The following is a 13,798-nucleotide window of genomic DNA, read 5'->3' on the forward strand; positions in this document are numbered from 1 at the left end:
GGTCTGGGGCGCTCTGACAGCTAAGGTAAGGCCCTTGAGGGGCTGCTCCCACGAGGGCATGTAGCTCAGTTGGATAGAGCATCAGATTCCGGTTCTGAGGGTCGGGGGTTCGAGTCCCTCCATGCTCGTGATCCAGGAGCGGCGAACCCTCAGGCCAGCCCTGCTTCGGCAGGGCTTTTTTTGTGGCAACGCCAGCGCCGATCAGAGGCTCAGGCCCATCGCCCGGATGCCGCCCGGGTCCACCACAAAGCCATGCCGCTTGAGTGCTGCTTGAGCCATGGGCGCCGCGGCTACTGAAATGCTGCAGCCGGGCAGCTCCCGCCGCAACCGGCTGAGGGCGCTATGCACCAACACGATCATCAGCTGCTCCTGCTCTGGCTCGGCAGGATTAACGCTCAGGTCCCAGAGGTTGGCATTGAGAGCCAGATCGCTGGTGACGCGAACAAACCCCACCAGCGCGCCATGGGGATTGCGCAGGCTTAACTGCCACGCACTGCGCTGAAGGGCCGCCGCCAAACGGTCGACCGGGCGGACGGGATCGCCGCAGGCCACCAGGAGGGCGTTGAGCTCCTCAGCCGAGGGTGCCAGATCGCTGGCGAGGCCATAGCCGGGGGGCAGGGCCGGCACCTGGGGCTGGGATCGAAAGGGGATCAGCAGGGAATCGAGCACAGCGTCCCTCAGCCGGTGTTGCGCATGCCGGCGGCGATGCCATTGATGGTGAGCAGGGCACCACGCAACAGTTCACTGCGGCTGTAGGTGCGGCCGTCGTCGCTGGCGGCGGCTTCGCTCATCGGGGGCTGGCGGTTCTGATCACGCAGGCGACGCAGCAGCGCCACCTGCAGGTAGCCCAGCGGAATGATCGTGCGGTTACGCAACTCCACCGAGAGCTGCAGAGCTGGATCGCCATCGAGCAGGCGTTGATGGCCGGTGATCGCCAGCACCAGGTCGCGGGTGAGCACGAACTCACGCGCAATCACCTCAAAAATCTGCTCGAAGGCCTCACGCAGCTCTGGCCGACCCAGTGCACTGACGTAGTGATGCGCCAGATCCAGATCCACTTTGGAGAGGGTCATCTCCACTTTGGAGATCAGCATGCGGAAGAATGGCCAGCGCTGATAAAGCTGCTGGAACAGCTCGATCTGCCCGGGGTCGCCGTTGAGCTCTTCCTGCAGTGCGGCGCCCACCCCAAACCAACTCGGCAGCAGGAAGCGGCTCTGGGTCCAGCCGAACACCCAGGGGATGGCACGCAGGCTGGAGAGATCCTTGGCACCGCTCTTGCGGCGAGCCGGGCGGCTGGAGATCTGCAGCTTGCTGATCTCTTCGATCGGCGTGCACTGCTGGAAGAAGGCCACCAGATCCGGATTGTCGTGAACCAAGGCGCGGTAGTGGCTGCGGGAGGAGGCCGCCAACCGAGTCATCAGCTCATTCCAATTGGGCGTGTCGTCGACGTGGCTGGTGATCAGGCTGTTTTGGATCACCGCGGTGGACACGGTTTCCAGGTTGTAAAGCGCCAGCTCCGGCAGGGAATACTTCGAAGCCAGTACTTCACCTTGCTCTGTGATCTTGATGCGGCCGTTGAGGGTGCCGCTGGGCTGGGCCAGGATCGCCTGATAGGCAGGACCGCCCCCACGGCCCACGGAGCCGCCGCGGCCATGGAAGATCCGCAGCGCCACACCCTGACGGGTGGCCAGCTGCTGCAAAGCGATCTGCGCCTGGTGGATCTCCCAGTTGCTGGAGAGAAAGCCAGAGTCTTTGTTGCTATCGGAATAACCGAGCATGAGCTCCTGCAGAGGCTTCCCGGTGGGACTGGTACTGGCGATGAGCTGGCGGTAGAAGGGATCGCTGAACAGGCGCTCCATCACAGCGGGAGCAGCCTTGAGGTCTTCCACCGTTTCGAACAGCGGCACCACCAGCAGATCTGAGCGCTGTGCCATCGGATCCACGAGGCCCGCTTCCTTAGCCAGCAACAGCACCTCCAACAGGTCGGAGACCGTGTGACTCATCGAAATCACATAGGTGCGGCAGATGCGACCGCCGAATTCCTGCTGCAACCGGTGCACCACCCGCAGCACATCGAAGGTTTCCGCCGTGGTCGGGCTCCACTGCACAGCGGGCGGAATCAGGGGCCGGCGGGTCTGCAGCTCAGTCAGAAGCCACTCCACCTTCTGCGCCTCCTCCATCTCGCCGTAGGGCACTGGTAGCTGCAGGTAGCGACTGAGCTCATCGAGGGCATCGCTGTGGCGGGTGCTCTCCTGGCGGATATCGAGGCTGGCCAGGCAGAAGGCGAAGGTGTGAACCTGGGCGATCAGGTTGTCAAGGGGCTCACAGCTCAGGCCGGTGCCCTGGAGGCTGTCGTTGATCAGCTCGAGATCGTTGCGGAACTCGGTCACCGTGGCGTAGTGCAGCTCGGGTGCCGGTGCTGCTGCCAGAGCGCCCTGCCCGAATTCCGGCAGAGGGGGACGAACTTCACCGGGTGCTTCCCAACCAGCACTGGCCAGCTGCTGGTTGCGTTGATGGGTGAGCCGCAGGCGCTCGAGCACGTAGCTGAGCTTGAGGCGGTAGGGCTCAAGGCGGTAGCGGGCGGCGCGCTCCTCGTAGATCTCGGGAAAGCGCAGGCGATCCATCTCCAGCGATTCCAGCAGCGGCGCACTCACCTGGCTCCACTGCATCGAGATGCTGAGCTGATCGCGTAGATCGCCAACAGCGGCTACGTAGCGCTCAAGCATCAACTGGCGCTGATAGCAAGCAGTTCGCCACGTGATGTCAGGGGTGACTGAAGGATTGCCATCACGATCGGACCCCACCCAGGAACCGAAGGTGCAGAAGGCATCACTCGGAGGCGTGACATCCGGGTAGCTGGATGTCAGCGCATTGCGGATGCGCTGGCGCAGCTGAGGCATGGCGCCGAACAGCACCTGTTGGAAATAGTGGAGGGCGTAATCCACCTCATCCAGCACCGAGGGCTTGAACTGGTGCAGCTCATCGGTGCGCCACCACAGCCGGATCTCTTCCTCGAGCTGAAGGCGCAGGTTCTGATGGTCGTTGAGGTTGGTGGGCTGGCTCTGCTGCAGCTGCTGAATCAGCGCCGCCACCCGCCGCTGCTTGTGGCGCACGGTATGGCGCACAATCTCGGTGGGATGGGCTGTGAACACCAGCCGGATATCGAGCTCCAGCAGCAGCTGCTCGATCTGAGCAGGCGGAACCCCGAGGGCCCGCAACCGCGTGAACAACTCGCGGAATGTGGCCGGCTCGGTCTGGCTGGCCAGCGGCGGCACGAAGGGATCGTTGAGATCATCCGCGTGGTGGGCCCGGAGGCTGGCGAGATAGCTGTCTTCCTCAATGTGCTGCTCGAGGATGTTGACCAGCTGGAAATACAGGGAGAAGGCTCGAGCCGCGGCGATCGCCTCGGCCAGATCCATGCCGCGGATCAGTTGCACGATCTCGGCGGTGGCTTGCTCTGCAGCACCGGCCTCCACAGCTGCGCTGAGCTCCTTCATCCGCAGCAACCGCTCCGCTTGCTGGGGCGGGCATTCACTACGCAGCACCGTCTGCCAGAGGTCTTCCACCAGCTCGAGGCGCTCATCCAGCAAACGGGTGACTCGGGGCTCAACCGCGACAGCAGAGGCTTCGTTGGCGGCGAGGGTGAGCCCCATGGAGCTGAACGAGGCAGAAGTGCGAGCCATGATCATCCCAAAGCGGGCGCCCCGTCTGTTGCAAGCAAGGCCATGAGCTCGGTTTCGCTCTGCTGCATCGCGCTGGCCCCAGCCGCGATCAGAGGCGCCACAGCCGTGCCAGCGGCATGGGCGATCAACCACTGCTGCGCCTGATTGCCATTGGCTAGCACTGCCTGCAACGGCGCAAGCCAATCAGCGAGTTGCAGCTCTTGAGCCAGGGGCGCGAGGGTCTCCAGCTCTGCCTCCAGCCAATCGCGAGCCAACACCGGTTGACCGCTGCGCCAGTGCCGCAGTTCCGCATCGAGGCTGCTGCGGGCCGCGGCGCGGTCGTTGGCGTCAGCCAGCTCAGCCAGCTGCACCAGGCTGAGGGCACTGGCCCGCAGAGGGTCATGCGCATCTGGATCACGCAGCAATTGCTGAAGACGCAACTCGGCGAAAGCCGTCACCGCGAGCAGAAGCAACGGATCGGTGATCAGATCACAGATGCGGATCTCGAGGCGGTTGAGATCGTGAGGGCGATGGTCGCCATTGGGCCGCACGGAAGTCCACAGGTGGCGCACGTTTTGCATCGTGCCCAACTGGAGCTGCTCTTCGACCCAGCTGATGTAGTGGCCGTGGCTCTCAAACAGGGGCACGGCAGCCGGCGTGAGCGGGAACTGCAGCCAGCGCTGGGAATGGGCCCCGGTGGCCTCGCCATCGAGGAACGGCGAGCTGGCGCTGAGGGCCAGCAGCAAAGCCGCTTCACAACGCACCAGCCTGCAGGCCGCGAACAGGGCATCCATATCGGTGATGCCCAGGTTGATGTGCACGCTGGCGGTTACCACCTGGGTGCCGTAGGTGGCTTCGATGTAGCCGTGATACGGGTTGTCGGGGTTGGAACGCTCAAAGCGATGGCTGTCACCCGTGCTGAGGGTGCTGCCGGGCAACAGGGTGAGACCGCGACCCGCCAACCAGGCGCGCAGCCGGCGGCGGGGCTCCAGCAGCAGCTCAAGCTGTTCGCGGTACGAAGCGGCCGGTGCAGTGATGTATTCGAGATTGCGGCAGTCAGGCTCGGTGACAAAGCCCCGCAACGCCGCAGCGGCTTCGGCGGAGCATCCCACCACCGTGCCATCGGGGCGGCCCGTGTAGAGCTCCACCTCGAATCCCTTGAGCATCAGGGGGTGCCTCATGCCAGGCAGGCCAGGGCCTTCAGCATGCCGCGAGCCTTGTTGAGGGTTTCTTGGAATTCCGAAGCAGGCACCGAATCGGCGACCAAACCAGCTCCAGCCTGCACCTGCACCCGCCAGCCCCCCTCGGCGGCCGGCAGCACCACCATCGTGCGGATCGTGATGGCGGTATTCAAGGCGCCGCTGAGATCCATCGCGCCATAGACACCTGAATAGGGCCCGCGAGCACCGGGCTCCAGGGCATGAATCAGCTGCATGGCGCGGATCTTGGGCGCACCGCTCACCGTGCCGGCGGGGAAAGAGGCCATCAGCAGATCCCACACATCACGTGCGGGATCGAGCAGCCCTTCCACCTCGCTCACGATGTGCATCACGTGGGAGTAGCGCTCGATCACCATCAGCTCGCTCACACGCACGCTGCCGGGCAGGCACACCCGACCCAGGTCGTTGCGGCCCAGATCCACCAGCATCACGTGCTCAGCACGCTCCTTCGGATCCGCCAGCAGATCTGCCTCCAGCGCCTTGTCTTCAGCTTCATTGGCGCCGCGATGGCGGGTACCGGCAATGGGGCGCAGCGATGCCTTCACCCGGCCACTGCCATCGGCCATTGGTTCCGCCTTCACCATGACCTCCGGACTGGAGCCGATCAAGTGCCAGCCACCGAAGTTAAAGAAGGCCATGTAGGGCGATGGATTCACCATGCGCAGGCTTCGGTAGAGCTCGAAGGGCTCACGCTGCACCTTGGTTTCCAACCGCTGGCTGATCACCAGCTGGAACACATCACCCGCCGCGATGTGTTCTTTGGCCGTGAGCACAGCGGCCTCAAAGTCGTCACGACTGCGGTTGCTGGTGGTGGGGAGATCGGCCGTTGGCGATTCACACCAATCGAGCGGGGTGAGCCCCGGTGACAGAGGCGCGTGCATGCGCTGCTCCAGTCGATCGAGCCGCTGCACAGCAGCGGTGTAAGCCGCAGCCGGATCCCCACCGCTGCTGCAATCGGCGTAGGCCACCGCTGTGATCTGCCGCTTCACCTGGTCAAACACCAGCAGGCTGTCGGCCAGCATCCAGCAGCCATCCGGGGGGCCCGCTGCATCGGTGGAATGCACGGGCACGCTGGGCTCGATCCAACGGATCAGCTCGTAGCCCCAGAAACCAAACAGCTGCCCCACCGGCGGCAGGCCGGGAATCGATGAAGGGGTGTAGGGCTGGAGAGCGTCCCGCAGCAGGTCAAAAGGGTTGCCCTGAAGGCTGTGACGGCGGCCATCACGCCAGCATTGTTCCGCCTGATCGCCACGCACGGTGAGGGTCCAGAGCGGATCACTCACCACAAAGCTCCAGCGGCCAATGCGCTCGCCGCCCTCCACCGACTCCAGCAGCACCCCGTGTTCGCTGTCGGCGCCCACCTTCAGCCAGGTGGTGAGCGGCGTTTCCAGATCAGCAGGCCAGGTGCGCCAGATCGGGATGTAGCTGTTGCCCGCCTCAGCCTGGGCCAGAACAGTGGCACGGTCGGGAGATGGCATCACGAGGGGCGTGCAGGCAAAAAAAATGGGGCGCCTGGCCCCGCCTTTATAGAGGTTGGCCGCCCCGCATCAGGCTGCGGGGCAGAGCATGCAGCAATCAGGCGTCGAAGGTGTTCTTACCGGTGAACTTGATGCTGGCTGGGTTGCCGTTCTGGCCAATGCGGCGGGCGTTGTGACCCACCATCTGACGGCCCTCATTCACTTTCTCGGGGAACACACCATCTTTGGGGTGCAGGAACTCCGTATCGCCACCGGGGAAGATCCGGTAGATCTTGTAATCCTCGATGCGGGGCTTGAACTTGGTGCGCAGCTGGGTACCGAGAGCCAGGCACTGCTCCTTACGGGCGAAATACATAAGGTTCTCGCCCTCATTCATGTGGGCAGCACCACCGGTGGGCAGCTCAAACGCCTGCTCCTTGCTGCTGGTCCAGGTGATGGCGTACTTCTCTTCAGTTTCAGCGGCGTTGAGCAGACCGCCCGTGCTGCCGATGTACTTCGGGAGTTGACCACTCAATGCCATGGCTGTTCCGGAGAGGGGAGTCGGCGGACCGCAGACCGTTTCACTCGGAAGCTAGCACCGTGTTTTGGGGCTAACTGCCAGTGGCGGCAGGGTCTTCACACCCGTCAACAAACGGCCGGATTTAGTTCGGCGCCACGGGGAAAAACACTGTGAGATCGTTGCCCGCCCGCTCCGCCAAGCGCCCCCCAAGGCTGTGAAAGAGGCGCTGGGTGGCTTGACGGCTCAGCTGGAGGCTGCCTGTACCTGGATTCCAGCTGAGCACCGGACCAACCCGCTCCACACCACCCGCTGCCGCCGACTCGGCCAGCACCGTTTCAGTGGCGCTGAAGCGCAGCTTTAAGCGGGCACCGGCGGGCCTCAGGCTGAGCTGCACCGCAGCGCCGGCCGGCAGGCCACGGCTGAAGCGATCCACCAATCCCCCCAGCACCGTTTCCAGCCGAGCCGGATCACTGAGCACAAGCGGCAGATCGGGGCTGCAATTGAGCTCAAGAACCAGGCTGCGGCGCAGCAGCTGCTGCCGCCATACCGGCTCGAGCTGCTGCAGGAGCTGAGCCAGATCAGTGCGGGCCAGGGCCTGGGCATCGCTGAGGGGCTGGCGCTGCAACTCCGCCGCCAGAAAGATCAGACCGAAGCGATCGATCTGCTCGCTGCATTCACCATCGATCTGCCTCAGCCTCTGACGCACCAGCTCCGGTAAATCGCTGCGGCGAAGCAGCGATCGGATGAGCGTGCGGATCGTGGCAAGGGGTGTCCGCACCTCGTGTGTGAGGGCCTCCAGCAGGGCCAGCTCGCTGCTGGGGCTGGGGGATGGGGATGCACTGCGATGCACGAGAGGCTGCAGAGTGAGGCTGGGCGCCATCGCCGCGAGGCGCTCCGCAAGTCGCGGCCAGAAACGCTGGGCCAGCTGCTCATCGCTCTGCAAGGGACCGAGAGCCTGGATGGCCTGGCGCAAGCGCTGCCCCTGCTCATGATCACTGCGCTGGAGGCGCTCATCCAGCGAGCTCAAGGCGGCCGAGAGGGTGGGCGGATCGAAGCGCACCACGAGCCGCCGCTGGGCTGGCCCTCCCAGCAAGGCCATCGCCACCTGCAATCTCGGGGTGATCACCAGCAGCAGCGGATCAGTGCCATCACCTTCCAGCAGTGGCAGGCGCTGAAAACCACCGGTTGCCGCCGCCCCGGCAGTCACCCCCGGCGGCAGCAGCGGCGAACTCACTTGCAGCAGATCCCCCAGCTGCGCCGGTGCCCACACCCAGCCCTGGAGCTGCTGGAGCAACGGCGGCTCGTAAAGCGCCGGCAACGGGGCCGCCAGCCACACCCCCGGCTGAGCGCCGCAAGGCAGGAGGAAATCCTCCTGGAGCGTCGCCAGTGCGGCCCACCATTGACGACGCACGCTGTCGTCGTCGCTGCGGCCCGCCGGCACACCCTGCGCCAGCTGCTCCCGCAGCTGCTCGAGGCTCGCGCACGGCAGATCGCTCACCAGCGGGCCGTCCCTTGGCCACCACGGCGCGCCACCGAGGCGCAAAGGCCTAGGGCAATGAAGTTCACCAACATCGCCGAGCGGCCATAACTGAGCCAGGGCAGAGGGATGCCGGTGATCGGACCAAGGCCGATGGTCATGTTGATGTTCACCACCACCTGAAACATCACCATCGCTCCCACGCCCACCACCACCAGCGACTCCACATCACTGCGAGCCTTGCCGGCGATCTGCAGCAGGCGCCAGATCCAAAACACAAAGCCAATCACGGCTAGGGCTGAACCCAGAAAACCCATCTCCTCCCCCAGGGCACTGAAGATGAAATCGGTGTGCTGCTCGGGGATAAAGCGAAGCAGGGTGAGATGACCCTGCAGGAGCCCGGTGCCGAACCAGCCACCAGAGCCGATGCCCACCGTGCTTTGCAGCAGGTGATAGCCGCCGCCAAGGGGATCTTTGTTGGGGTCAAGAAAGAGAGTGAGACGGTCGCGCTGATGAGGCTGCAGGAAGTTGTTCCACAGCCAGGGGGTCGCCACCGCAAAAGCTCCCTGCACCATGAGCACCAGGGCCAGGCCGATGCGTTTCCAGGGCAGGCTCTTCCAAGCCAGCAGGCCCATCGCCGGGATCCAGCCCAGCAGCAACCAGGGGAACACTCCCGCCACGATCGCTGTGATCACCGGCGATAGAAACAGCACCACCCAGCTGCCGGGCATACCCGACCAAAACATCATCACCAGCAGAACCGCACCGAACACCAGGGAGGTGCCTAGATCGGGCTGCAGCAGCACCAAGAGCCAGGGAAAGCTGATGAGCGCCACCGGCCGCAGCAGATCCACCGGCCGCTCCACCGGATGGCGCGCCAGCATTCGCGCCAACAGCAGGATCGCGCCCACCTTGGCGAATTCCGAGGGCTGCACGTTGAAGCCGGCGATGTTGATCCAGCTCTGGGCCCCAAGGGCGCTCACACCAATCACCCGCACGGCGATCAAGCTGGCCACGGTCACCCCATAAATCAGCCAAGGCCAGCGGGTAATGCTCTCCACCGGAATGCGGGCGATCACCAGGGCCACCACCAGACCCACCGCAGCGGTCACCCAGTGCTGGTACCAATCGGCGTAGTCGGCCTGGCGCTGGGTGCTGGCAATCAGGATCCCCGACACGAAGATCATTGCCAGCGGAATCCACCAGAGCAGCTTGTCGACGCGATCCACCCAGCGGCGCCGACGCGAAGCGCCAGCAGCGAAAAGGGCGCTGCGGCGCCGACCCCAGAGCCCCAGAAGGGTCATGCGGCAGCCGCCAGCGGCAGCTGGGCCGCGAGGGTGCGGAAGGCCTGGGCAGTGGCCGACTCAGGTGCACTCAACACCGCAGGGCGGCCAGCATCGCCGCCCTGCACCACTGCCAGCTCCATCGGCAGCTGGGCCAGCAGGGGCACCTCACTTTCTTGTGCCAATTGGGCTCCACCGCCTGAGCCGAACAGCTCGTAGCGCTTGTCGGGCGCATCGGGTGGGATAAAGGCCGTCATGTTCTCGACCACGCCCAGCACCGGCACCCCCAGCTGCTGGAACATCGCCAAACCGCGTCGCGCATCCTGCAACGACACCATCTGAGGGGTGGTAACGATGATCACGCCCGCCATCGGCACCGCTTGGGCCAGGCTGAGCTGGGCATCGCCGGTGCCGGGGGGCAGATCCACCACGAGCACGTCGCGCTCACCCCACGCCACCTGATAGAGGAACTGGCGAATGATGCCGTTGAGCATCGGCCCACGCCAGATCACGGGCTGATCGGCATCGATCAGCAGCCCCATCGACACCATGGCGATGCCGCAGCTCTCCAGGGGTGTGAGCACCTGGGTGTTGCCGCTGCCCTGCACCTTGGGCGTTTGATCCGCCACACCGAGCATGGTGGGGGCATTGGGGCCGTAGATATCGGCATCCAGCAATCCCACCTTCAAACCAGAGGCCGCCAAAGCGCAGGCCAGGTTCACGGCCACGGTGCTCTTGCCCACACCACCCTTGCCGCTGCTCACGGCAATCACATGCTTCACCCCCGGGATTGGCTGACGCTCAGGGCCGCCGCCGCCATGGCCCGCGGCGCCAATCGGGGCCTGCTGGTGGCCAGCCGCTGGAGCAGGGGGCGGGGCCAGCTCGATCTGCACATCTTCAATGCCGCCAAGCTGCAGCAGGGCACCGCGAGCATCGGCCGCAATGCGTTCGCGCTGGGCATTGGCATAGCCCGGCAAAGCCAGACGGAAGACCACTCGATTGCTCTGCACCCGCACCTGCTGAATCCACTCCAGCTCCAGCAAGCTGCGGCCGCTGCCGGCATCGGTGAGGGGCTCGAGGGCGGCGAGGGCCTGCGTAAGGGCCTGATCTGCGCTGGCCATCGGGCTGCTGGAAGGGAACTGGATCCTAGAAGCGGTGGCCGTGCAGCTTTCCAGCCCGGCACCGTTATGGCGCCATCGTGATCACGAAGGCTCTCGAAAGCTTGTGCGGCGGTGGGTTGAGCTGAAAAGGTGATGCGGTTTGCCAAAGCCCCACCGGGCGGTTGCACTGATGCTGAAGGGCCTGCTGTCGCGAGCCAAGACCAAGCTGGGCAGCGCCCCCGCAGCCGTGCCCGCCTTGGAGACACCGCCGAGCGACTCTCGGCAGCGGGCCAAAGCCCTGCTGATGGGCCTTCAGGATTCAATCTGTGCCGGCCTCGAGCAGCTGGATGGCACCGGCCGCTTCGCGGAAGAGAGCTGGGTGCGGCCAGAGGGCGGCGGTGGCCGCTCACGTGTGATGAAAGGCGGCCGCGTGTTCGAGCAGGGCGGTGTGAATTTCTCGGAGGTGGAAGGTCATGAGCTGCCTCCCTCGATCCTCAGCCAGCGCCCGGAAGCCAAGGGCCACCGCTGGTTCGCCACCGGCACCTCAATGGTGTTGCACCCCCGCAACCCTTATATCCCCACCGTTCACCTCAACTACCGCTACTTCGAGGCAGGCCCGGTGTGGTGGTTCGGCGGCGGCGCCGACCTCACGCCCTACTACCCGTTCTTAGACGACGCCAAGCACTTCCACAGCACCCTCAAGGGCGCTTGCGACAGTGTGAACCCCGCCTTCTATGAGGTGTTCAAGCCCTGGTGTGACGAATACTTTTATTTGAAGCACCGCGATGAAACCCGCGGCGTTGGTGGCATCTTTTACGACTACCAAGACCCACGCGGCGTGCTTTACAAAGGCCAGACCCCCACGGGCCCTGCTGCTGCGGCCGGCCAGCGGGTGGGCGCGCAGCCCCAGAGCTGGGAGCAGCTGTTTGCTCTGGCCAGCGCCTGCGGCAACGCCTTCCTGCCGAGCTATGTGCCGATCGCCGAGAAACGCCAGCACACTCCCTACGGCGAACGGGAGCGCCAGTTCCAGCTGTATCGCCGCGGCCGCTACGTGGAGTTCAACCTGGTGTTCGACAGGGGCACGATCTTCGGCCTGCAGACCAACGGCCGCACCGAATCGATTTTGATGTCGCTACCGCCGTTGGTGCGCTGGGAATATGGCTACCAGCCCGAGGCCGGCAGCCGTGAAGCGCTGCTCACCGAGCTGTTCACCAGGCCGCAGGACTGGCTGGGCGACGACTCACTGATCCCCCGCTGCCAGCCCCACGGGGCTGTGAACTGAGGCGGGCTGCTCGCCAACCCCCAGCTCCAAGGCATTCACTACGCGCTGGGTGATCGCCGCCAGAGCCTGCTCACGGCTGGCTGGATTGCGCAGGGCCCGCTCCAGTGGGTCCTCCAGCTTGCCGATCTCCAGCAGGGTGATGCCACGGCGAGGTCCACCGAGGCCACCGCGGAAGTGCCTCGGGAAGCCGCCAAAGGCCTGCGCCAGGCTTTCATCGATCCGGCTGAGCGGTCGGTGCAGAGCCGGGATGACCCCAGAGCCCACCCCATCGGGCCCATAGGCATCGAAGTGAATCTCCACGGCGTAGCCCCCAGCTGCCGCGTGTTGTTTGCCCACACTCCAGTTGGTGCGGGGATCGTCGCCGTTGCGAATGGTGCGCTGGAGCGGGTCGTAGAAGCGGATGTTGAGGCCGCGCTGCTGGCCCAGGGCCACCACCCGGCGCGCCACCTCCAGGTTCCAGTAGAGCTCGTCGCGGATGCCGCGCTGCATCGGCGCCGCCCCTTGCAGATCCACCGCCGCACCCGAGGTGCCGGCACCAGCAATGCCCTGCGAATCGGCATGGCCAGCCAGCACCAGAATCGCCACATCGCGCGGCACGGACCGCAGACCTACCCAATCGCGCTGCAGGCCGCTGCGCACCCCTGTGAGCGGATCAGTGCTGCCGCTGCGCAGCGCCGGCGCCTGGGCTGCAGCGGCCATGCCCACCGTGGCCAGCAGGAGTGCGACCAGCAACACACTGCGACGAACGCCAGGCACAGAGGCCATGGTTGAAAGCGGAGCCTTAAGCAACCACTTTGGCTCAGATCGGAGACTTAAGTAGATCACCATCGCTGAACAACCCCAGCCGCGGCCCCAGTTCTTGCTCCAGCGCAATCAGCTCATCGCGATGGGCCCGCAGCCGCAGGGCACTGCCGGTGGCCTGATCGTGGCTGATCAGGCGCAGCTCCACGGCTTCAGCACGGGCGGCCCGGCGGCGGTAGATCACGCCGGCCAGCGGGCCCAGGCCGATCAACAACAACGGCCACCAGTGCAGCTGCGGCAACAGCTGGCGCAGCACCAGGCCCAAACAGCCAGAACCCACAGCCCCCAGCAGCGACAGCAGCACCGCCAGCCCTCGACTGGCCTGCACCTGCCCGCGGAAACGGAGCAGGCGGCGCTCGGGGTTGCTCTCCTCCGCCAACCAACCTCGTTGCTGCAGCCAGTCAGCCATCACGGGCAGCACCTCAAGGGGTGGCCGGGAGGAGCGCACCTCCACCACAGTGGTGCGGTCTTTACTGGCAGCCCGCAGGAAGAACACCAGGCCGACAGCCAGGAGCAGGGTGAGCAGCAGGGTTGAACCCAGGGCCGGAGGCATGAGCGCTGCTGTGCGATGGCCCTTCATTCTCCTCGAGCCAGTGCTGCCACGGCGGCATCAGGGCCTGAGCGTCTCCGCGGTGGTCGTCCAGCAGATGAAGCATGCGCCGTGGTCGCCCGCGACTAGGGCACCTCTGGGAGTAGCTACTGATGGCTCCCTCGTGGTCGAGGAAATGGATGGCCTGCTGCAGCACCGTTTCGGAGAGCCGCAGCTTGGGATGGGCATCGCTGAGGTCATGCATCAGCGCCGTGGGGTAGCTGTCATGCACGAGTAGGCGCTCGAGAATCCAGCAGACGGCCAGCTCTAGCCCCAGATGCTGAATTGGGGGCTGCTCAAAGAACGCGCAGATAGCCGCCAATCCAGACGGGCCCGAGGGGCGAGGGGATCGCATCACGGAAAACACCAGGCGCTACCCACCTGCTAGCGCAGTCTCATTTCGATTT

At 65.1% G+C, this 13,798-nt stretch carries 11 protein-coding genes and 1 tRNA gene; 2 read left to right on the plus strand and 10 right to left on the minus strand.

Annotated elements, in window-relative coordinates:
• The first annotated feature begins 54 nt into the window (after positions 1 to 54).
• Positions 55 to 128 (plus strand) — tRNA-Arg (locus KJJ24_RS09485).
• Between the two features lie 73 nt (positions 129 to 201).
• Here the strand turns inward: KJJ24_RS09485 and KJJ24_RS09490 are convergent.
• From KJJ24_RS09490 to KJJ24_RS09525, 8 genes are all read right to left on the minus strand, one after another.
• Positions 202 to 669 (minus strand): N-acetyltransferase, encoded by a 468-nt coding sequence (locus tag KJJ24_RS09490; protein WP_214338289.1) that lies wholly within the window; start codon positions 667 to 669, stop codon positions 202 to 204.
• Positions 670 to 677: 8 nt separating this feature from the next.
• Entirely contained in the window at positions 678 to 3,689 is a 3,012-nt protein-coding gene (ppc, locus tag KJJ24_RS09495; RefSeq protein ID WP_214338291.1) for a phosphoenolpyruvate carboxylase, read from the minus strand.
• The gene (gene gshA, locus KJJ24_RS09500) at positions 3,686 to 4,843 is read right to left on the minus strand and encodes a glutamate--cysteine ligase (RefSeq protein WP_214338293.1); all 1,158 of its coding nucleotides are present in this window, start codon (positions 4,841 to 4,843) and stop codon (positions 3,686 to 3,688) included. The genes ppc and gshA overlap by 4 nt, the downstream gene beginning before the upstream one ends.
• Positions 4,840 to 6,360, minus strand: a complete 1,521-nt coding sequence (locus tag KJJ24_RS09505) for an anthranilate synthase component I family protein (protein ID WP_214338295.1) — start codon at positions 6,358 to 6,360, stop codon at positions 4,840 to 4,842. Before KJJ24_RS09505 ends, gshA begins: the two co-directional genes overlap by 4 nt.
• A gap of 97 nt (positions 6,361 to 6,457) precedes the next feature.
• Positions 6,458 to 6,880, minus strand: coding sequence for a photosystem I reaction center subunit II PsaD (locus KJJ24_RS09510; protein ID WP_214338297.1), 423 nt, complete (start codon positions 6,878 to 6,880; stop codon positions 6,458 to 6,460).
• Positions 6,881 to 7,001: 121 nt separating this feature from the next.
• Positions 7,002 to 8,357: a sensor histidine kinase gene (locus tag KJJ24_RS09515; RefSeq protein ID WP_371811716.1), complete on the minus strand. Its 1,356-nt coding sequence runs from the start codon at positions 8,355 to 8,357 to the stop codon at positions 7,002 to 7,004.
• A complete protein-coding gene (rodA, locus tag KJJ24_RS09520; RefSeq protein ID WP_214338299.1) occupies positions 8,354 to 9,640 on the minus strand; it encodes a rod shape-determining protein RodA in 1,287 nt (428 codons plus the stop codon). Before rodA ends, KJJ24_RS09515 begins: the two co-directional genes overlap by 4 nt.
• Positions 9,637 to 10,740 (minus strand): Mrp/NBP35 family ATP-binding protein, encoded by a 1,104-nt coding sequence (locus tag KJJ24_RS09525; RefSeq protein ID WP_214338301.1) that lies wholly within the window; start codon positions 10,738 to 10,740, stop codon positions 9,637 to 9,639. The genes rodA and KJJ24_RS09525 overlap by 4 nt, the downstream gene beginning before the upstream one ends.
• A gap of 283 nt (positions 10,741 to 11,023) precedes the next feature.
• On the opposite strand from KJJ24_RS09525, the gene hemF reads away from it, so the two are divergent.
• A complete protein-coding gene (gene hemF / locus KJJ24_RS09530) occupies positions 11,024 to 12,001 on the plus strand; it encodes an oxygen-dependent coproporphyrinogen oxidase (RefSeq protein WP_371811805.1) in 978 nt (325 codons plus the stop codon).
• Here hemF and KJJ24_RS09535 read toward each other — a convergent pair.
• Both KJJ24_RS09535 and KJJ24_RS09540 read right to left on the minus strand, forming a co-directional pair.
• The gene (locus tag KJJ24_RS09535) at positions 11,960 to 12,766 is read right to left on the minus strand and encodes a dehydrogenase (protein ID WP_214338304.1); all 807 of its coding nucleotides are present in this window, start codon (positions 12,764 to 12,766) and stop codon (positions 11,960 to 11,962) included. The genes hemF and KJJ24_RS09535 overlap by 42 nt on opposite strands.
• A 34-nt stretch (positions 12,767 to 12,800) precedes the next feature.
• Positions 12,801 to 13,355 carry a cofactor assembly of complex C subunit B gene (locus KJJ24_RS09540; RefSeq protein WP_214338305.1) on the minus strand — a complete coding sequence of 185 codons (555 nt, stop codon included), beginning with the start codon at positions 13,353 to 13,355 and terminating at the stop codon, positions 12,801 to 12,803.
• Positions 13,356 to 13,798 lie beyond the last annotated feature (443 nt).

The sequence above is a fragment of the Synechococcus sp. LA31 genome (genome assembly GCF_018502385.1).
Classification (GTDB): domain Bacteria; phylum Cyanobacteriota; class Cyanobacteriia; order PCC-6307; family Cyanobiaceae; genus Vulcanococcus.